The 20,161-nt window shown below is 58.4% G+C and carries 19 protein-coding genes, 1 tRNA gene and 2 pseudogenes; 4 read left to right on the forward strand and 18 right to left on the reverse strand.

Annotation, left to right across the window (positions count from 1 at the left end):
• Positions 1-47: 47 nt before the first annotated feature.
• From DXZ77_RS07350 to rsmI, 10 genes are all read right to left on the reverse strand, one after another.
• The gene (locus DXZ77_RS07350; RefSeq protein WP_115032727.1) at positions 48-1,871 is read right to left on the reverse strand and encodes an ABC-F family ATP-binding cassette domain-containing protein; all 1,824 of its coding nucleotides are present in this window, start codon (positions 1,869-1,871) and stop codon (positions 48-50) included.
• Between the two features lie 11 nt (positions 1,872-1,882).
• Positions 1,883-2,806, reverse strand: a complete 924-nt coding sequence (locus DXZ77_RS07355) for a 4-(cytidine 5'-diphospho)-2-C-methyl-D-erythritol kinase (protein ID WP_115031076.1) — start codon at positions 2,804-2,806, stop codon at positions 1,883-1,885.
• Between the two features lie 73 nt (positions 2,807-2,879).
• A complete protein-coding gene (gene rsmA / locus DXZ77_RS07360; protein ID WP_115031078.1) occupies positions 2,880-3,794 on the reverse strand; it encodes a 16S rRNA (adenine(1518)-N(6)/adenine(1519)-N(6))-dimethyltransferase RsmA in 915 nt (304 codons plus the stop codon).
• On the reverse strand, positions 3,791-4,615 hold the full coding sequence (locus DXZ77_RS07365; RefSeq protein ID WP_115032729.1) for a TatD family hydrolase: 825 nt from the start codon (positions 4,613-4,615) through the stop codon (positions 3,791-3,793). Before DXZ77_RS07365 ends, rsmA begins: the two co-directional genes overlap by 4 nt.
• A gap of 38 nt (positions 4,616-4,653) precedes the next feature.
• Entirely contained in the window at positions 4,654-6,513 is a 1,860-nt protein-coding gene (gene metG, locus DXZ77_RS07370; protein ID WP_115031080.1) for a methionine--tRNA ligase, read from the reverse strand.
• A gap of 151 nt (positions 6,514-6,664) precedes the next feature.
• Positions 6,665-7,567, reverse strand: coding sequence for a hypothetical protein (locus DXZ77_RS07375; RefSeq protein ID WP_115031082.1), 903 nt, complete (start codon positions 7,565-7,567; stop codon positions 6,665-6,667).
• A 248-nt stretch (positions 7,568-7,815) separates the two neighbouring features.
• On the reverse strand, positions 7,816-8,574 hold the full coding sequence (locus tag DXZ77_RS07380) for a succinate dehydrogenase/fumarate reductase iron-sulfur subunit (protein ID WP_115031084.1): 759 nt from the start codon (positions 8,572-8,574) through the stop codon (positions 7,816-7,818).
• Positions 8,571-10,586 (reverse strand): fumarate reductase/succinate dehydrogenase flavoprotein subunit, encoded by a 2,016-nt coding sequence (locus DXZ77_RS07385; protein ID WP_115031086.1) that lies wholly within the window; start codon positions 10,584-10,586, stop codon positions 8,571-8,573. Before DXZ77_RS07385 ends, DXZ77_RS07380 begins: the two co-directional genes overlap by 4 nt.
• A 17-nt stretch (positions 10,587-10,603) precedes the next feature.
• Positions 10,604-11,302 (reverse strand): succinate dehydrogenase cytochrome b subunit, encoded by a 699-nt coding sequence (locus DXZ77_RS07390; RefSeq protein ID WP_115032730.1) that lies wholly within the window; start codon positions 11,300-11,302, stop codon positions 10,604-10,606.
• Positions 11,303-11,601: 299 nt separating this feature from the next.
• Positions 11,602-12,432, reverse strand: a complete 831-nt coding sequence (gene rsmI / locus DXZ77_RS07395) for a 16S rRNA (cytidine(1402)-2'-O)-methyltransferase (protein ID WP_115032732.1) — start codon at positions 12,430-12,432, stop codon at positions 11,602-11,604.
• 82 nt (positions 12,433-12,514) lie between these two features.
• Here rsmI and DXZ77_RS07400 point away from each other — a divergent pair, with 82 nt between their 5' ends.
• Positions 12,515-14,107, forward strand: coding sequence for a dolichyl-phosphate-mannose--protein mannosyltransferase (locus DXZ77_RS07400; protein ID WP_115031088.1), 1,593 nt, complete (start codon positions 12,515-12,517; stop codon positions 14,105-14,107).
• Between the two features lie 5 nt (positions 14,108-14,112).
• Here the strand turns inward: DXZ77_RS07400 and DXZ77_RS11790 are convergent, their stop codons facing one another.
• The 7 genes and pseudogenes from DXZ77_RS11790 to DXZ77_RS07425 form a co-directional block, all read right to left on the reverse strand.
• Complete coding sequence (locus DXZ77_RS11790) at positions 14,113-14,592, reverse strand: hypothetical protein (RefSeq protein ID WP_147279222.1); 480 nt, start codon at positions 14,590-14,592, stop codon at positions 14,113-14,115.
• Between the two features lie 122 nt (positions 14,593-14,714).
• Positions 14,715-14,790 (reverse strand) — tRNA-Ala (locus DXZ77_RS07405).
• Positions 14,791-14,844: 54 nt separating this feature from the next.
• The gene (locus DXZ77_RS07410) at positions 14,845-15,501 is read right to left on the reverse strand and encodes a hypothetical protein (protein ID WP_147279223.1); all 657 of its coding nucleotides are present in this window, start codon (positions 15,499-15,501) and stop codon (positions 14,845-14,847) included.
• An 84-nt stretch (positions 15,502-15,585) separates the two neighbouring features.
• A pseudogene (locus tag DXZ77_RS12780) lies at positions 15,586-15,735 on the reverse strand (SepX/GlpR family protein); the annotation flags it as partial.
• Positions 15,736-16,015: 280 nt separating this feature from the next.
• Positions 16,016-16,618 carry a MogA/MoaB family molybdenum cofactor biosynthesis protein gene (locus DXZ77_RS07415; RefSeq protein ID WP_258553194.1) on the reverse strand — a complete coding sequence of 201 codons (603 nt, stop codon included), beginning with the start codon at positions 16,616-16,618 and terminating at the stop codon, positions 16,016-16,018.
• Complete coding sequence (gene moaC / locus DXZ77_RS07420) at positions 16,615-17,109, reverse strand: cyclic pyranopterin monophosphate synthase MoaC (RefSeq protein ID WP_115031094.1); 495 nt, start codon at positions 17,107-17,109, stop codon at positions 16,615-16,617. Before moaC ends, DXZ77_RS07415 begins: the two co-directional genes overlap by 4 nt.
• The gene (locus DXZ77_RS07425) at positions 17,106-18,359 is read right to left on the reverse strand and encodes a molybdopterin molybdotransferase MoeA (protein WP_181816064.1); all 1,254 of its coding nucleotides are present in this window, start codon (positions 18,357-18,359) and stop codon (positions 17,106-17,108) included. The genes moaC and DXZ77_RS07425 overlap by 4 nt, the downstream gene beginning before the upstream one ends.
• A gap of 133 nt (positions 18,360-18,492) precedes the next feature.
• Here DXZ77_RS07425 and DXZ77_RS12600 point away from each other — a divergent pair.
• Positions 18,493-18,633: pseudogene (locus DXZ77_RS12600) on the forward strand (FmdB family zinc ribbon protein); the annotation flags it as partial.
• Positions 18,634-18,647: 14 nt separating this feature from the next.
• On the opposite strand, the gene DXZ77_RS12605 reads toward DXZ77_RS12600, so the two are convergent.
• The gene (locus DXZ77_RS12605) at positions 18,648-18,833 is read right to left on the reverse strand and encodes a hypothetical protein (RefSeq protein WP_306747321.1); all 186 of its coding nucleotides are present in this window, start codon (positions 18,831-18,833) and stop codon (positions 18,648-18,650) included.
• A 53-nt stretch (positions 18,834-18,886) separates the two neighbouring features.
• On the opposite strand from DXZ77_RS12605, the gene DXZ77_RS07435 reads away from it, so the two are divergent.
• Together DXZ77_RS07435 and mscL are read left to right on the forward strand one after the other, a co-directional pair.
• Positions 18,887-19,585: an SAF domain-containing protein gene (locus DXZ77_RS07435; RefSeq protein ID WP_147279224.1), complete on the forward strand. Its 699-nt coding sequence runs from the start codon at positions 18,887-18,889 to the stop codon at positions 19,583-19,585.
• Between the two features lie 115 nt (positions 19,586-19,700).
• Positions 19,701-20,105 carry a large conductance mechanosensitive channel protein MscL gene (gene mscL / locus DXZ77_RS07440; protein WP_115031102.1) on the forward strand — a complete coding sequence of 135 codons (405 nt, stop codon included), beginning with the start codon at positions 19,701-19,703 and terminating at the stop codon, positions 20,103-20,105.
• The last annotated feature ends 56 nt before the right edge of the window (positions 20,106-20,161 follow it).

Raw genomic sequence — 20,161 nt, forward strand, 5'->3', positions numbered from 1 at the left:
CTCACGTGCGGCGGCCACCCCACCCAGACAGCCGCCACACAACATCCTCACTGCACCAACTCAGAAACCTCCAACCACCGGTCCTCCAAACTCAACTCCTCGTCCTCCAACACACGCAGCGCTGACGCGAGCTCACCCAACGCCCCCATATCGGTAGCCTTCACCGCCATCTGGGCGTGAATCTTTTCCTTCTCCTGCGCAATACGCCCCAAACGACGCTCAATCTTGCTCATTTCCTTACGGATCTCCCGCGCTTGCGCACCCGAAACCGCAGGAACAGCCTCCGCCACCTCAACCGGAACAGCCGCACGCTGCGCACGCCCAGCCCCAGAACGCTCCATCTCCTCCCGACGACGCAGATACTCCTCCACACCACCAGGCAAATCCCTGATCTTTCCATCGCCGTACAGCGCCACCTGACTGTCGGTAACCCGCTCCAACAAATACCGGTCATGGCTCACCACAAGAAGCATCCCGACCCACCCATCAAGGAGATCTTCCAAACTGGTCAACGTCTCGATATCCAGATCATTCGTCGGCTCATCAAGAATCAGAACATTCGGATCCGTCATCAACAAGCGCGTCAACTGCAACCGCCGCCGCTCACCACCAGACAGCTCCCCCACCCGATCACGCTGCCGCGTAGGACTAAACCCAAGCCGCTGCGCAAGCTGACTAGCGCTGATCTCCTTATCACCCAACCGGATGTACTGCCGCACCTCAGCAACAGCCTCAACCACACGCGCATCAGCTAACCGATCCAGCTCACGTACCTCCTGGCTGAGATACCCGAACACCACCGTCTTACCCTGCTTACGCTTACCGCCATCAAGCGGCACATCCCCACTGACCACACGCATCAACGTGGACTTACCCGCACCATTAACCCCAACAATGCCGATACGCGCCCCCGGCGCTAACCGCCACGTGACGTTATCCAGAATCGGGCGACCACCAAACCCCAACGAGGCGTTCTCCAGATCAACCACGTCTTTACCCAGACGCGTAGTAGCAAAACGCGTCAACTTCACCTCATCACGAGGCGGCGGCTCATCAGCAATCAACTCCGAAGCCGCATCAAGCCGAAACTTCGGCTTGCTCGTACGGGCAGGGGCGCCCCGCCTCAACCAAGCAAGTTCCTTACGCAGCAGGTTGTCACGTTTCTGGGCAGCCACCGCAGCCGCCCGCTCCCGCTCAGCCTTACTCAACACAAAAGCCGCATAACCACCCTCATAAATATCGACATGACCACCCACCACCTCCCACGTCATCGTGCTCACCGCATCAAGGAACCAGCGATCGTGTGTCACCACAACCAATGCCGACCCCGAACGAGGACGATGCACCGCAAGATGATTAGCCAGCCAGGCCACACCCTCCACATCAAGGTGGTTAGTCGGCTCATCCAACAGCAACAAATCCGGATCCGCGACAAGAAGACGCGCAAGCGCCAACCTGCGCCGCTCACCACCAGACATCGGCCCCACCACGGCATCCCACCCACCCATGGCTGCCGCATCCAAACCACCCAACAGCCCTACAAGCACATCCCGGATACGCCCGCTGCTGGCCCACTCATGCTCAGGCAAGTCACCAAGAACAACATCACGGACCGTGGCCTGAGGGTCCAGAACATCAGCCTGATCAAGCATCCCAACAGTCAAGTCGTTGTTGCGCGTAATACGACCAGAGTCAACAGCAAGCTTGCCAGCAATGACCCGCATCAATGTCGATTTACCGCCACCATTGCGCCCCACCACCCCGATGCGATCCCCATCAAGAATCCCCAGAGAAACATCATCGAGAAGCACCTGAAGACCAAGCGTGACAGATGCTTTCTCCACCGAAACAAGATTCGAAGGCTGATTCATGTGTGCGAGTTTCACTCTCCTGCAATGAGATGGGCGCCGTGAACCGGGCCAGATGCGCGCAGCACCTCAGCCCCAACACCAGCGGAAGTAAGGGCATGGGTAAGCTCACGCGCATGCCCAAGATCACGGGCAAGGAACACAACCGTGGGACCAGACCCAGAAACAAAACCAACGAGCGCGCCAGCCTGACGCCCCGCATCAATAACACCAGCCAAATCAGGCCGTAAAGAAAGCGCAGCTTCTTCCATATCGTTATGCACCGCAGCCGCCAAAGCGTCCGCATCTCCCGCACGCAACGCAGCCGCGAGCGCCTCTGAAGGCGCTGGCGCAGGAATCTGCCGGTCACCGCGAATACGGTCAAGCTCGCCGAACACCGACGGTGTCGAAAGCCCCTCCTGGCTGACCACGAAAACCCACTCGTAGCTGCCCTCGCTGAGCACCGGGACAACGTTCTCGCCCCGCCCGGACCCGATCGCTGTCCCGCCAACAAGTGCGAAGTTAACGTCACTGCCTAACTCCGCCGCAAGGATGTGCAGAGCCTCATCTTCAAGACCGCAGCACCACAGCGCATTCGCACCGATGAGGGCAGCGGCCGCATCCGCGGATCCGCCAGCCATCCCCGCAGCCACGGGGATACGCTTGTCGATAACGATGCGGCAGGCTGCTTCCACCTCGGCATACTCAGCAACCCGCTGCGCAGCCCGCAGCGCAAGATTGTCCGCCGGCTCACCTACCAGCTGGGCATACGGTCCTCTTACCTCCACTGACCATTCATCGGCATCGATCAGTGTGACCTCGTCAAACACCCCAACGGCATGAAACGTAGTCGATAAATCGTGGTACCCGTCATCGCGGCGCGGCCCCACAATCAACTCCAGATTGATCTTGGCTGGGACCCGCACTGTCACACTCGTGGGAGTGGGGTTCGGCTGCATACACCAACCCTACGTGTTCACCGCTACCTACCCTGCCCGGCGCATCAACGCCACATCGCTAAGGCGAAGAACATCACTGTGCGGCTATCTTCGCTTGAGCGATCCGCGTGAAGTCTTCGATCGTGAGGCGTTCACCACGCGTGGTGGGGGCAATCCCGGCCGCACGCAAAAACGCCTCTGAAGAAGCCGTTCCACCGGCCCACGGCGCCAGCGCACCCCGCAAGGCCTTACGGCGCTGCGCGAAAGCGGCGTCGATACAGGCGAACACCTCTGAACGTGGCACGTCCGTGATCACAGGCTCCTGACGCACTACCTCAACCAGCCCAGACTCCACACGCGGAGCGGGCCAAAACACGTTCTTTCCCACAGTGCCAGCAAGCCGGGCTGTGCCGTACCAGGCTGTTTTCACGCTGGGCACGCCATAGACCTTGGATCCCGGCGCAGCCGAGAGACGCTCAGCAACCTCCAACTGCACCATCACAAGCACGCGCTTGATGCTCGGGAACCGCTCGAGAAAATTGAGCAGCACGGGCACCGAAACGTTGTAGGGCAAGTTCGCAACCAGAGCTGTCGGTTGCGGCTGCGGTAATTCAGTGACACGCATCGCATCGGCTTGCACCAGCCGCAAAGCATGCGCTCGTGAAGGCGCGAAGCGTTCCACCGTGCCAGGAAGAGCTTCAGCAAGGAGAGGGTCAATCTCTACCGCCGTCACCGAATCCACATGTTCCAGCAGCGCCAGAGTCAAGGACCCAAGACCTGGCCCAATCTCAACCACCACATCATCGGCCCCCACTCCCGCAGTCGCCACGATCCGGCGAACAGTGTTCCCGTCGATGACGAAATTCTGTCCTAGCTGTTTGGTGGGGTTAATTCCCACTGCCGAGGCAAGTTCACGAATAGCGCCAGCACCAAGTAGCTGTACCCCCTCGTGGGTGGGGGTATTTCCCGCTCCAGCGGTGCCATCTGCTCCCGGATGTCCGTCGCTCATGCGATCTCCTCCCACGGCCCGTACAGCCGTTTTGCGTTCGCTGCTGTGACCGCACACACCTCAGCCGTGCTGGCCCCCAACACCTCGGCAATAGTGCGCACCGTGAAAGGCATGAGCGAGGGCGCGTTCGTGGCGCCACGGTTTGGTGTTGGGGTCAAATACGGGGCGTCAGTCTCGACAAGAATCTGTTCTAACGGCACAACCGCTAGAGCTTGTCGCAGTTCATGGGCATTCTTAAATGTGATTGTTCCGGCAAATGACAGGTAATACCCTCGCGCTACGCACTCCCGGGCCATCTGAACGTCACCAGAAAAGCAGTGGAACACCGTCACATCTGGGGCGCCTTCCTGGGCGAGAACACGCAGCACGTCTTCATGCGCGTCTCGGTCATGGATCTGCATTGGCTTGCCCACGCGTTTAGCGATAGCGATGTGCTCACGGAAAGAACGTTGCTGTGCTTGAATGCCTTCAGGGCCAGTACGGAAGTAGTCCAGACCGGTCTCTCCGACTGCACGAACACGCTGGTGGCGAGCTAGTTGCTCAATCCGTTCTAGCGACGTCTCGAGCGTGCCCGCTTGAGCCAAAATGGGTGCCTCATTGGGGTGCAGAGCAACTGCTGCAACCAGCGCAGGATGCTCCTGCGCCAGCTGCACCGCAGCTTGCGAATCAGCTAACGAGCAGCCGACGTGGACAACCCGATCCACGCCGAAGCGGGCAGCTTCGGCGAGGATTTCCTCCACCGCGCGAGGGCTCTGCCCCTCGCGCGCCATGTCGAGATGGCAGTGGTTATCCACCACAGGTATTGGCAAGGGGTCGGGCATCTTCACTGGGCGAGATGCCCGACCTGACGTTGAGCTAGTCACTCGGACTCATCCTTGGAGTCACCGTTGAGACGAGCTAGTTCCTCGTCTACTACTGCGGTGTCCAACTTGACGAACACGGGCTTTGGTTTAGCCACAGGTGTACCCGCCACAACCGGGGTGGATTCCCACTTCGGGAAGTTTGAGTAGTCACCGGTGATGATCGGGAACGTTGTCAGTTCGGCAGATGCCCCTTCAACGTCGGTGAGCAGTCCCTCCAGCGGCGCATCCAGGTCGCTTACTTCCTCCATGCGTGGCATGGGAGTCAAAGTGCCATCACCGCCGAGCACTGCATGCACTGCATTAGAGCTGTGCGGCAAGAACGGGGAAAGAATGAGGTTGAGGTCGCTGACGCACTGGGCGAGAACGTGCAGCACCGTCTCCAAACGAGGACGTTGCTCTTCGCTCTTGAGTTTGAACGGCTCAGTTGCCGAGACATAGGCATTGACTTCACCGACCACACGCATTGCCTCACCAATAGCAGCGCGTTGCTTATGGCGGGCGATGAGATCACCGACGGTATCGAAAGCTTCCCGAACCTGGGAAAGGATTGCCTCATCCACAGGCTCCAGCTCACCTAGCGGGGGGATTTCACCGAAGTTTTTAGCAATCATGCTGGCAGTCCGGTTAACTAGGTTTCCCCATCCAGCCACCAATTCGGAGTTGGTGCGTTGGACGAATTCTGACCAGGTGAAGTCCGAGTCGCTGGTCTCAGGGCCAGCGGCAGAGATGAAGTAGCGCAGTGCGTCGGGCTGGTATCGAGAAAGCAGGTCGCGCACATAGATGACCACGCCACGGCTGGAGGAGAAACGTTTGCCCTCCATGGTCATGAATTCGCTGGCTACAACCTCAGTGGGTAGGTTCAGCTTCCCGAAAGTTCCTGGTTCACCACCGTTATCCCCAGCGCCGTTGTAGCCGAGAAGTTCAGCAGGCCAGATCTGGGAGTGGAACGTGATGTTGTCTTTGCCTTGGAAGTAGTAAGACAAAGTCTGTGGATCGTTCCACCATTCGCGCCACCGCTCGGGGGCACCGATACGCCGTGCCCACTCGATAGAGGCCGATAGGTATCCGATGACTGCGTCAAACCAGACGTAGAGACGTTTGGTGTTCTGTTCACGCCAGTCATCTAGCGGAATCGGGATACCCCAGTCGATGTCGCGGCTCATTGCCCGGGGCTTCATGTCTTTGAGCAGCCCTTGAGAGAAACGAATCACGTTGGTGCGCCAGGTGCCGGAAGCTTCACGCTCATCTAGCCATGCCCCCAGGGCTGTGGCCAGGGCAGGCAGGTCAAGGAAGAAATGTTGAGATTCGACGAATTCTGGTGTTTCGCCGTTGATTTTGCTGCGGGGGTTGATCAGGTCCGTCGGGTCGAGCTGGTTACCGCAGTTGTCACATTGGTCACCGCGAGCGTCGGTGGCACCGCAGATAGGGCAGGTGCCTTCGATGTACCGGTCGGGCAGGGTACGGCCTGTGCTGGGGCTGATTGCCCCTTTGGTGGTTTTTTCGACCATGTACCCGTTGGCGTGCACTACGCGGAACATTTCCTGAACAACGGCGTAGTGGTTACGGGTGGTGGTGCGGGTGAACAGATCGTAAGACAAGCCGAGTTTCGTCAAGTCTTCGACGATTACTCGGTTATTTGTGTCTGCCAACTCGCGAGCTGAGACTCCCGCAGCATCTGCGCCGACGAGAATCGGGGTGCCATGTTCGTCTGTACCGCTGACCATGAGGACGTCATGCCCAGCCATGCGCATGTACCGGCTGAAAACATCGGAAGGCACACCGAAACCGGCGACGTGCCCGATATGGCGGGGGCCGTTGGCGTACGGCCATGCGACAGCGGAAAGCACCTTGGTCATGTCACGAGTCTAGAGCGGTACGGGGTGTCCTCTTCACCGAGTTCACGCCAACGCATGCCATAAACGCCGTTCTGGGTGTGTCCTTCAACCGCTCTAGCGTGCTGGGACGAGCAGGTCTGCCCGTTGTGGCAGGCAGATCTGCTCGTTGCCGCTAGGCCTTTATGCGGCCACTGGCCTGCCCGACCCTGCGAATATCTGTACCCAAGCCATCGTGGACATTTTCGTCGGCGAAAACTGTCGCGCCGCCGTTACGGTCAAAGGCGATGAACCCGCCCCTGTCTTCTGGGCACTGCAGCCGCCGCACCGACCGGTAGCCGGCAAATCCAGTTTTCAGCACGTTCGTGGTGGCTTTGCCTGAAGCGTAGGGAACCGTGATTTCGCTCAGCTCCCCTGTGCCAGAGTTCACGGCAGTAAGGACGTCAGCCACTGTTGTCGTGGTCCTGTCTTTACCAGGTTGCTCTACGTAGCGCCCAAAAGACAGGTCAGTGATCGCCCCTGCTTTGCTAGCTACGACCTTTGCGCCGCCTAGCCCTTTGACATCGGAGTAGCTGTATCGACGAATGACGCCATTCTTATCTGCGGTGTAAACAAAACCGGCATTGTCTTCTAGCGGATCTACCTGTGCCGCCAAAGCAGTCGTCGTGAATCCGCGACCGATGGTTTTCACCTGCATTTTTGCTCGATAACCATGCTCACTGGCCGTCGCGACCGATATGCGCTGCATACGGCCGCTAGGAGTCACCGCGAAATGAACCCGCATGCCAGCCCCCATATCGCCAGCCTCAGCAGCAAACGTGAATGCCGCAGGACGGCGGTTGAGCTTGCCGTCACTTCCACGCAAGGTAACTTTTGCCCCCGCATCTTCTCCCACCACGTCGTAGGTATTGACCCGCCCGGAGGAATCCACAAATACGGCTTGTCCACCGCAGTCTGCCAACGATGGGGCGGCTGTTACGGCCGCTGATGCCGGGGCAGGCGCACCTGCACCCATACATGCCGCCACCATGACCGACACAGCTATACCAACCTGTCGCGACCTGTCCTTACCGAACATTTCAACCTCCTCTAACACAATCGACGTTTGGGGCCTGGCGCCCAATAGCCACGACGTTTCCCGCCGCCGTATATACCTATTGTGTCTAGGTGCCCCACCGCACAGATAGGTAAATCGGTGACGTTTTGAGCACGAGTTCATACCGACACGCAGACGCTCCACACCTAAAAGGAAAGAGCGCCCCGGAACTCCGGGACGCCCCTAACTAATTCGCTTATCCCGTTGCTTTAAACAACGGGTAACGGTGGTCAGATATGCAAGAAAGATTTCCGCAGATCTGTATTAAGTCGCGAGATAACATCCATCGGGATGTCCTTCGGGCATGCAGCCGAACACTCACCAATGTTCGTGCAGCCGCCAAACCCTTCGTTGTCATGCGTGGCGACCATGGCCTGCACCCGATCCCAACGTTCTGGCTGCCCCTGTGGAAGCAAGCCCAAGTGCGTCACCTTTGCACCAAGGAAGAGCATTCCTGCCGCGTTCGGACATGCAGCCACACACGCCGCACAGCCAATGCACGCAGCTGATTCGAAGGATCGATCAGCATCTTTCTTCGGCACGGGCACCGAGTGCGCTTCCGGAGCAGCACCGGTGTTAACCGAAATGAATCCGCCCGAGGCAATAATGCGGTCAAAAGCCGTACGGTCCACGATCAAGTCTTTAATCACCGGGAACGCATTGGCTCGCCACGGCTCAATCGTGATTGTCTCGCCATCACGGAAGCTACGCATATGTAGCTGGCACGTTGTCGTGTTGGTGCGGGTAGCACCACCATCATTGCCGTGAGGGCGGCCATTGATAACCAAACCACACATGCCGCAAATACCTTCACGGCAGTCAGAGTCGAACGCGATCGGCTCTTCACCACGATCATTCAACTCTTCATTGAGCACATCGAGCATCTCCAGGAACGACATGTCCTCGCTGATGTCATCAACAACATAGTCATGCAGCGCCCCCTGAGCGGTGGGGCCGGCCTGACGCCAGATCTTCAGGTTGATTCTCACTTGTAGCTCCGCTGCTTCATCTCGATGAACTCGTACACGAGGTCTTCCTTATGCAGGATCGGCGGGTTGCCCTCACCATTCCATTCCCACGCCGCGACATATGCGAACTCGTCATCGTGACGCAACGCCTCACCGTCTTCGGTCTGCGATTCCTCACGGAAGTGACCACCACAAGACTCACGACGATGCAGAGCATCGATACACATAAGCTCACCCAGCTCGAGGAAGTCAGCCACACGGCCTGCCTTCTCCAAAGACTGGTTCAGCTCATCAGCCTTGCCAAGCACACGTAGATTGCTCCAGAACTCCTTGCGCAGCTGGCGGATCAAATCAATCGCCTTACGCAGGCCCTCTTCGCTGCGAGACATTCCGCAGTACTCCCACATGATCTGGCCGAGTTCTTTGTGGTAGCTGTCCACTGAACGGGTGCCGTTGGAGTTGAGGAAGTAATTAATTCGGTCCTGCACCGACTTACGGGCCTCGGTAACTGCCGGGTGATCTTCACCCAGCGGCTCAAACGGCGCGGCAGCAAGGTAGTCACGGATCGTATTAGGCAAGACGAAGTACCCATCGGACAAGCCCTGCATCAACGCTGACGCACCAAGCCGGTTAGCGCCGTGGTCGGAGAAGTTTGCCTCCCCAGCAACGAACAATCCCGGGATGGAGGACTCCAGGTCGTAGTCCACCCACATGCCACCCATGGTGTAGTGAACAGCTGGGTAGATACGCATCGGAACTTCATACGGGTTATCGCCCGTGATCCGCTCGTACATGTCGAAAAGGTTGCCGTACTTAGCTTCTACGGCCGCCCGCCCCATCCGACCGATCGCCTCGGAGAAGTCGAGGTACACCCCACGGCGAACCATGGTCTCAGTTCCGGTGCTGGGGTCAATTTCAGCGATAGCTGGGCCAACACCGCGGCCTTCATCACACATGTACTTGGCCTGACGCGAAGCGATGTCACGCGGTACGAGGTTCCCAAACGCAGGGTAGATACGCTCCAGGTAGTAGTCCCGATCCTGCTCAGGAATCTGCCGAGGGTCTTTATCGCAGTCCTCTTTACGTTTAGGCACCCAGATACGGCCGTCATTACGCAAGGACTCACTCATCAGCGTGAGCTTGGACTGCTTGTCACCGTGCTGCGGAATACAGGTCGGGTGAATCTGCGTGTAGCACGGGTTCGCGAAGTAGCCACCCTTACGGTGTGCACGCCACGTAGCCGTGACATTGCACCCCATCGCGTTCGTGGACAGGAAGAACACGTTGCCGTAGCCACCTGAAGCCAAAACGACAGCATCTGCTACGTGGGTCTCAATTTCACCAGTGACCATGTCACGCACGATGATTCCGCGCGCCCGCCCATCGGCGACCACGAGCTCAACCATTTCGTGGCGAGAGTACATCGTCACAGTTCCTGCACCGACCTGACGCTCCAGCGCCTGATAGGCACCGATGAGCAACTGTTGCCCTGTCTGACCGCGGGCGTAGAACGTGCGCGAAACCTGCACACCACCGAACGAACGATTATCGAGCAAACCGCCATATTCACGAGCGAACGGGACACCCTGCGCAACACACTGGTCAATGATGTTCGCGCTCACCTCAGCCAAGCGGTACACGTTCGACTCACGGGCGCGATAGTCACCACCTTTAACCGTGTCGTAGAAGAGGCGGTAGATCGAGTCGCCATCCTCTTTATAGTTCTTTGCCGCGTTCATACCACCTTGAGCAGCAATCGAGTGCGCTCGCCGTGGGGAGTCCTGATAGCAGAAAGCCTTAACGACGTAGCCAGCTTCGCCGAGTGTGGCAGCAGCAGCAGCTCCAGCCAGCCCCGTGCCAACAACGATGACGCTCATCTTTCGCCGGTTGGACGGGTTCACCAGCTTCGCGTCGAATTTACGCTGCGCCCAACGCCCCTGAATCGGACCGCTCGGAGCCTTCGTGTCCTTGACTGGCTCACCGACGTAGTACAGGCCGTCGACGAGCTCTCCATGTGTGGAAGTCGTAGTCATGATGTCTAGCAGTCCCCTCAGTGGATCAGACCGAACTGGATGGCCAGCGGCGGGATGAGGAACCCAACCACCACAACCACCGCAACGAACAAACCAATGCCCTTAGCCCAAGAACGCGCTTTGGCGGTGTTCGTGAAACCGAGCGTCTGACAGGCCGACCAGGTGCCGTGATGCAAATGCAGCCCCAACGCCACCATCGCCCCGATGTAAATAAGCGTCACCCACCACACCTGGAAGCTCGAAACCACCAACGATGCTGGGTCAGCAGCCGGCAACGGACCAACGTTGAATTGCACGATCGTGAATTGCAGCAAGTGCCAGATCAAGAACAGCAGCAGCGCAATACCACCCCAACGCATCGCCTTCGAAGAGGCACTCGCAGCAGCGGACTTGCTCACCGCATACCTAGTTCCACGCGCTGCTTTGGCTCGCTTCCACAACGTGGCAGCTGAATAAATGTGTGCGATCACCGCAACAAGAAGAACAATGCGGAAGAGCCACAAGAACCCTGAATAGGGAAGGATGGGCATAAACATGGTGCGCAGATGGTGCGCATATTCATTGAAAAGCTCATGTCCGGCGAGAATCTTCAAGTTTCCGTACATGTGCATCAGCACAAAGAAAACAAAGAGAAGACCCGAGACGGCCATCATGAGCTTGAGCCCGATGGTCGACCGACCGGGGGACGTCGGTTTTGTGAGGGTATTGGTAGCCACGGAAAGATCCTGCCTTGTCACGCGGAAGCTATGTCGGGTTTCGATACTGCGCTCACGAATCACACGGGTTCGCTTGGGCCGCTGCCCCTGCCGGGACAGAGTGCGCGATGCGTGGACGCCATCACGGTTGATGCTAGACCTCTGAAGGACCTTGAAAGGTCAGGACAGCCTGATCCATGAACACAGGTCACGAAAATAAAAAAACTTCTCCGTGAAAAATGGGTAGACAGCACTGCAGTGAGGTGACAATCCTCACCATTTCGGCCTCCAAAAAGCCAAGCCGTACGTAAAATGCGCCGTTACTTCGCCACAAATGCGTTGTACAACTCTTTACGAGAGTGTCCCGTGGCTTTCGCCACAGTTGCCGTCACAGTGGTCAATTTCTCACCGGCCGCCACTCGCGCGGCAACTTCTTCCACCGCGCTCTCGAAGTCCACTGCCTGCTCCACTTCGCAAGCGCCAGCAACCACGATGACAATCTCGCCCCGGATTTCGCCGTTGGCCCACTCAACCAGCTCAGCCAACGTGCCACGCACCACTTCTTCATACGTTTTCGTTAGCTCACGACACACTGCCGCTGAACGGTCAGCGCCAAAGGCTTGCACCATCGCCGCCAAAGTCGCCGCTGTACGGTGAGGTGCTTCGAAATAGATCAACGTGCGACGTTCCTGCGCGACCTGTTCGAGCGCAGCGGCTCGAGGGCCTGCTTTGCGAGGCAAGAAACCTTCAAAGCAGAACCTGTCCACCGGAAGTCCTGAAACTGCAAGGGCAGTTAACGCAGCGCTCGGCCCGGGCAGGCATGTCACCGTCACCTGCGCTTGCGCTGCCTCTACTACGAGCCGGTATCCCGGGTCACTCACCGAAGGCATGCCAGCGTCTGTCACCAACAAGACATCCACTCCGGCTTTCAGCCGTTCTACTAATTCCGGGGCCTTTGACGCCTCGTTGTGTTCATGGAAGCTGACCGCCTCGCCGGTGTATCGGATACCTAAACGCTCACACAAACGCGTTAAGCGGCGGGTGTCTTCTGCGGCGATGACGGGCGCTGACTGCAGCAATTCGCGCAGCCTCAATGACGCATCACCGTCGTTACCGATAGGGGTTGCCGCCAGAAACAAAGTTCCACTCATACTCTGATCCTGCCAGGCGCCCACGGCACCTGAAGCCGCCTTGTGCAGAGCTGCTTCAGCTACGTCCCCCTACCATGTACACATGGCCGAGATCACTATGCTGCGCCAACGACTACTCGGTCATCGACCCCCGAACCTTCTTCGTGACTGGATAGCAGCCATCGCGATCACTCTGTGGGCCGGAATCATCCGCATCGTCGGGCTCGCACACCCCAACACCCTTGTCTTTGACGAGACGTACTACGTCAAGCAGGGATGGTCGATGATCCTCTATGGGCACGAACGTCGTGTCGAGAACTCTCTCGCTTCCGCCAATGCCTCTCCAAAGGTCGACGAGGTTTTCGCTGCCGGGACTCCGGACGTGTTTGGCCCGGTGGCAGATTTCGTAGTCCACCCTCCGGTCGGGAAATGGCTTATTGGCTTTGGCCAGTGGGCGTTTGGTGTTGAAAACCCGTTCAGCTGGCGTATCGCCTCTGCAGTTTTTGGCACGTTGTCGATTCTGATGATCATTCGAATCGGGCGCCGTCTTTTCGGTTCAACGAGCTTGGGGCTCATCGCTGGTGTACTCATGGCTTTCGACGGTCAGCATTTTGTGCACTCCCGCACTGGCCTACTCGACGTGTTCGTCATGTTTTTTGCTCTTGCGGCATTCGGTGCGCTGCTTATTGATCGTGACCGTTCGCGTGAACGCCTCGCTGAAATTGTGGGGACATGGCGAGCCGAAGGCATGCGGGCAGATGACCCACGGTTGCGTTTTGGCCCGTGGCTTGGCCTGCGTCCGTGGCGTCTTGTGGCTGGGGTGAGTTTGGGGTTGGCCACAGGAGTGAAGTGGTCAGGTCTGTATTTTCTTGTCGCATTCGGCCTGTTGACCGTTTTCTGGGATATGGGTGCCCGTCGTGCTGCGGGGATTCGTCGATGGTGGTTCGCAGCGATGCTCATCGAAGCACCTCAGGCGGCAGTCACTATGGTCGGTGCGACGGTCCTCACGTATGTCGCTACGTGGACTGGCTGGTTCCTCACAGACAGCGGATTTGACCGGCATTGGGCTGATGAGAACCCCGCGGCAAAGACTTTTAGCTTTGTACCGGATGCTCTTCGTTCTCTATGGCACTACCACGTGCAGATGTACGAATTTCATCGCGGATTGCACACCAAGCACGATTACATGAGTAATCCGTGGTCATGGATTGTGCAGGGGCGCCCCACCTCTTTCTATTACCAGAGCTACCACAATGGTCAATCTGGTTGCACAACGGATAATTGCAGCGCAGCGATCACTAATCTCGGAAATCCCGTGATCTGGTGGGCTGGAGCATTGTCTATTGCTGTGCTTTTCACCATGTGGGCGTGGCGGCGTGATTGGCGGGCGGGAGCGATTCTTGCCGGCTATGCCGGTGGCTACCTGCCTTGGTTTACTTTGCAGGACCGCACTATTTACACCTTTTACTCGGTGGCTTTTTTGCCGTTCGTGGTGTTGGGAGTGGTGTACTGCCTCGGATTGGCGATTGGCCCAGCTACGGCATCACCAGGACGTCGCCGTAGTGGTCTCATCGCTGTAAGCATGTACGTGGTTCTGGCTGCAGCTGTTTTCGTGTTCTTCTACCCGGTACTAGCTGCTGAAGTCATTCCGTACGAGAGCTGGCGAGCCCGAATGTGGTTCCCCTCCTGGATTTAAGGAGGTCAGCGACGCCGCAGCGCGATGAGACCTACTACCGCTGCAGCAATAAGGAGTAGCAGCGAACCCACCAATTGAAGAATGCGCGCCTGATCATCTAAAACAACCCACGCCACTAAGGCCGCGCCCGCAAGAAGAATCAGGAAAGCCCAGGAGAGCGCAGCACGACCGCGCAGATCATGAGAGCGACTGGTCACCTGCTTGCGAGACCGCCGAGTTTCAGGCTGTAGTTGAGCCGCGGAGGGTTTACTCACGGGCGAGGGCTCGGCTCCTGGCCAGGACCCGCCGGGAGTAGGGCTGGGTGCCTTCCGTGCTGTGCGTCGCTGCCGGGTTTTGTTACCTTCTGGCGCGAGATGGATAGGGCCGCTGGGCCACGTTGGTACGTCCGGGGCTACTGATTTTTGCCCAGCAGCTCCTGGCCACGACTCCGGCGGACGTAACTCGTCCTCCACGGCTACGGGTGCCCCGAAGATGTCCTCGTCCATCTCGCCAGCGTGACATGCACAGGCGCAGTTTCTACTTCTTCTGAGACACATCAACACACGAGGAATTGTTCTGACATATGTAAAGGGTCTTTGATCAGTTGATCAAAGACCCTTTACATATGTGGTGGAGCTGAGGGGATTCGAACCCCTGACCCCCTCGTTGCGAACGAGGTGCGCTACCAACTGCGCCACAGCCCCAGGCGCGAAACCGACCATAGCACCACCTGATCGCCAACACCGAATCGGAATCGATCAGGCCCCCAAGACCCTCGACTGCCCCTCACCGTCGTCGTAATACGCGTCACCGTAATCAAATTCGACGGGAGCTGGAAGTGCGACAGGCTTCGGCGCCGCCGGGCGACGAGCCTTAGCTTTCATCGTGTACGTGGGAGGTGGAACCGGCTTGGGCTCCCAGCCACCGTCAGCAAAAAGCGGATCGACTGCCAGCTGGGACGGCACAGACGTAGCTGCCTGCGCCGCGGGAGTATCGCAGGTTCGATGGTCGCGAACATCAACGAACTCTTGAGCCACCGGCATGGTCCGCGCAGCGGGCCGTGCCTCATGTGCAGCTTCAGCGCGGTAACGCACATTTCGCTCGTATTCGCGGCTGCGCGCAGCCGCTGCTCGTGTGCGTGCGGAGTGGCGAGCCAAAACGGCCGCACGCATCCGCACAAATGTCAATACAGCTACTCCGAAAGCACTCACCGGAATGAGACCAGAAACCATTCCAAGTATGGCCATCGGCACAGCGACGAGGAAGGCAACCAAAGACCCAAGGAGGAACACTGCACGGACTTGATTACGACGGATCTCACGGGCACGCACATGGGCGGCGCTTTGACGATCCGACTCGGAGTCAACATGGATCGCCTCCATCACAGTGCGACCCCCTACAGGAGCCGTACGCATAGAGGCACCCGCGACAAGTGGACGACCTATCCCGGAAGACGCGGATTTCAGTCTTACGGAAGGCTCCACATCAGCGCTGGCCACCGCCCGACGCTGCAAGACACGCATCTGATTTGAGAAGCGGTCGACATTACGAGCGGTCGCCAATTGCTCCCGTCGGCGAGCGACGTGGACCACGAAATAAATAACCCACGACGCCACGACGGCCACGAAGATCAGGCTGCTCGGCGACACACTCCAACCTTATAGGCATGTGACCTGCCCCAATCCGCCGAATTCGGCGTGTTGACGGAAAAGTTACAACGCTGTGATTACAACTATGGAATCCGATGCTCTTGGCAACCCTTAAGCACAGAGAATCCACAGGAAAAATCCAGCCGAGTCGCGTTTTAGCGCACTTTTCCCCAGAAGCATCAATGACAGCCATAGATCAAATCGAAAATAGATTTATCGCAATCTCCCCCACATGCCCACAAAAGCAACGAAACTCACCCCAAACCAAATTCAATCCCACTCAAACACTTCCCGTTTGAACAAGAACATGCGGAAGCACATCCGCCAAAACATCAAGAGCATCCCGAGTCGCCCCAGAAGACCCCGGAAGATTCACCACAAAAGACTCACCAGCCATCCCCGCACACCCACGACTAAGCATCGACGTAGGCACACCACGAGCAATTCCCACCGCCCGGATCGCCTCAACAACCCCCGGCAACGGACGATCAATGAACGCCTCGGTCATCTCCGGAGTCAGATCACGCGAAGCAACCCCCGTACCCCCGCTGGTCAACACAACCCGCACCCCCGCCCGAACAGTAGCACCCACAGCTTCCCGAACAGGCTCACCATCACCAACGAGAACAGCAGCTACCTCAAACCCCCATGCAGTAAGCCGCTCACACAAAATCCGGCCAGAAACATCCTCATACTCACCCGAACTAGCTCGATCCGAGCAGGTAATCACACAAGCAGAAGCACCATCAGCAAAAGAAGAGCGAGCCGCCGCCCGCCCCACAAAAGGATCAGGAACCACTACCCCACCAGCACCATGCGGCCGCTCACCCTGCCCTGCCTGACCCGGCACACCAACCGCCCCCAGACCCTCAGCAGCACTCACTGTGATTCACACCAATCACCCGAACGACCACCCGATTTAGCAGTGACCCGCACATCCGTGATCCGACCGTGCTTATCAACAGCTTTCACCATGTCAATCAACGTCAACGCTGCAACCGTCACACACGTCAAAGCTTCCATCTCAATGCCGGTGCGATCGGCTGTGCGAACAGTCGCCGTGATGTCCACCCGATCCTGAGCAACAGACAAATCCACCTCCACCGCATGCACAGCCACAGGATGAGCCAACGGCACAAGATCCGGAGTGCGCTTAGCCGCCTGAATCCCCGCGATACGCGCCACCGCCAACGCATCACCCTTAGGCACCTCACCACACCGAAGCGCTTGAATCGCTGCCGCGCTCAACACCACCGAACCAGCTGCCGACGCCGACCGAGCCGTCACCTGCTTAGCCGAAACATCAACCATGTGAGCCGACCCATCAGCGCGAATATGCGTCAAACCCATCGCACCCTGCCCTTGATCACTCATACCTGCCCTCCCAATCTGGCATCCATCAAAACCAAGCAACGATACGTCGAGGCCCCAACCGCACCACCATCAGAAACAGCAGGAATCTCCATAAGACCATCAGCATCAGCTAAAGCCTGCAACATATGCGACCCCTGACCAGGCAACACCGTCGCAACAGCACAACCAGCCCCATCCCGCTCCAACCGCACCCGCACAAACTGCGTACGATCCCGAGGCTGCGGGCACTTCCCCACCACCTGCACCACCTCAACAGGAACGCCACACGGCTCAGCCCCCGCCATCGCCTGCAACGCAGGCAACACAAACACACAAAAAGACACATAAGCGCTCACCGGATTGCCCGGCAACGTAAACACCGGCACCCCACCCTCAACGCCCTCCAGCGCAAGACGCCCAAATCCCTGCGGCTTACCCGGCATCATCGCCACCTTCTCAAACCGCACTCCCCGATCCGCCAACGCAGCCTTCACTGCGTCATAGGCCCCCATCGAGACCCCACCAGTAGAAATCACCACAGAGCACCCCTGATCAACCCCCCGATCAATCGCCCCCAACACCTCCTCCACTGTGTCTTTCACCCCACTGATATGCACCGACTCAACCCCCCAGGAACCCAGCAAGGCCTCCAGCATCACCCCATTGCTGTCCACGACTTCACCAAAACCAGGCATTTGCCCCAGCGGCACCAACTCATCACCCGTGGAAAGAATCAACACCTTCGGCAACGGGTACACCCAAGCCGAAACACATCCCGCCGCCGCAGCCAACGCCAGTTCCCGCGCCCCTAAAACACGCCCAGCAGGGATCACAACCTCCCCAGCACGCACGTCCTCACCCCGGCGACGTACATGACGACCATCAGCAACTGGCACATCCACCCGGACACGATCAACTCCACCATCAGTGTGCTCCACCTGCACCACCGCATCCGCGCCCTGCGGCATCGGAGCCCCCGTCATGATGCGCACCGCCGTCCCTGCAGCCAGCGACACTCGCTCACATGAACCAGCCGCGATATCTGCCTGCACCGGCAAAAACACGGGCATTTGTTCCCCAGCGTTGGCAACATCACCAGCCCGCACTGCGTACCCATCCATCGCCGAATTATCAAACCCCGGCAAATCCACCGCACTGACCAACGGTTCGGCCAACACTCGCCCCACCGCACCTCGCAGCGGCGACTCCACCGCAGCCGTAACTTCCACCTGAGACAACACACGAGAACGGTATTCAGCGACGCTCAGCATGGTCACCACCCTAATCTCGACCATCGGATTAACCACGCCGCCTCCCATGTTGAGAACATGGGAGGCAAAAGCACGAATAGCGGCCTAGGCGCTTGTCACAAGCACCCCAGGCCGCCTCGAACCTGGAGACACCATGCCCACGTACCCCTACCAGTGCAAGAACTGCGACCACGCTTTTGAAGCCCACCAGTCCTTCACTGACGATGCCCTTACCGAGTGCCCCGAATGCGGAGGCAACCTGCGCAAAGTGTTTTCGTCTGTGGGGATCGTCTTCAAAGGATCGGGTTTCTACAAAAACGATTCCCGCTCTACCTCCGCAAACACCTCATCAAGCAGCTCCTCGAGCAGTTCAACAAGCAGCTCCAGCTCCTCCTCTTCCAGCTCCGCGAGCCCTTCAGCTGCATCATCAACCTCATCCACCAGCAGCAAAAGCTGATCGCTAACAACCCGGCACGGCGGTGCAGAGTTCTCCACAACACACACTCCGCACCGCCAACACAACCACCGAAGCGACCTACCGTGCCGACATGCCTCTGCCATCTCCGCAACACTCCAGCACACGCGCCATCCCCTCCCGCCGGTCACTCTACCGACGCGCGCTCCTGCGCAAAGGCCTCGCGGGACTGCTCACTATCATTGCCGTGTGGCTATTCACTACTGTTCTGGGGCTTACACACGGGGCAGAAGCTAGCGCATGGGTAACCATCCGCGATATGGAAGCCGGTGAACAACTCACCGAGAACGATGTCCGCTCCGTCCCCATCGAAGCATCCCTACTCACCCCCTCCGCCAACGCCATTACTCGTGAATATCTGGCCTCCGGGAACGTGCTTACAGCCCCCATCACCTCTGGAGAAGTTGTCACAGCCTCCCGGCTTCGCAGTCCCGACTCTTTCGACAAACTGCCCGCCAACCGTCGTGCCGTGCGTATTCCCCTGGCTGACGTGGGCTCAGCCTCCATCCTTCGCGCCGGAAGCCACGTCGACATCCACTCCCCACCAACGGCGCTGTCATCGCCGCTGACGTGCCTGTTCTTCAGGTTGACACGCCCACCGGGGACAGCGACACCAAAACTGCTGGAGCAATCCTTGATGTCCCCGCTGACCGAGCACCCCAGCTCATGGCCACGCTCGGCACCACAACTCACGACGGCGGCGCAGTCACCCTTGCCATCCGGAGTCGCTGAACCGCAGCCATGTCCGGTGCATTGCCCTACAAGCACATAGATATGATCAGCTTGGTAACAGAACGTACACAGATACGTTTCACCTTCATTTGGGCTCTCCTCTCACACGAGGGTCGAGCCCATTTCACTCCCCAAAATTTAGACAGAGGTTTTTCATGCTCCAAGGCTTCAAGGACTTCATTCTCCGCGGAAACGTCATCGAGCTCGCGGTTGCCGTGGTTGTTGGCTCCGCGTTCCAGAAGGTTGTGGACACGTTCGTGTCCTCGATCGTCACCCCGATCATCAACGCTGTCGGAGCACCACAGTCCAGTGGTTTGGGCTTCTCACTGCGCTCAGACAAGGCTGAGGCCACTTTCATTAACTTCTCGACCATCATTAACGCGTTCGTGGTGTTCATCATCACCGCGGCAGTTGTGTACTTCATCTTCGTGCTGCCGATGAACAAACTCGCTGAGCGTCGCGCCAAGGGTGTCGAGCCCGAGCCCGAGGTCGTTTCTGAAGACATTGCTCTTCTACGCGAAATCCGCGACGAGCTCGCTGCGCAGCGCCGCCAAGCCTGAACCAGAAGCTGTTCTCGGATTCAGTGCCGAGCGTGAGGGAGGGGGCCACCCGATCG

Origin of the sequence: Dermatophilus congolensis, assembly GCF_900447215.1 — a bacterium.
In the GTDB taxonomy this organism is placed as follows: Bacteria; Actinomycetota; Actinomycetes; order Actinomycetales; family Dermatophilaceae; genus Dermatophilus; species Dermatophilus congolensis_A.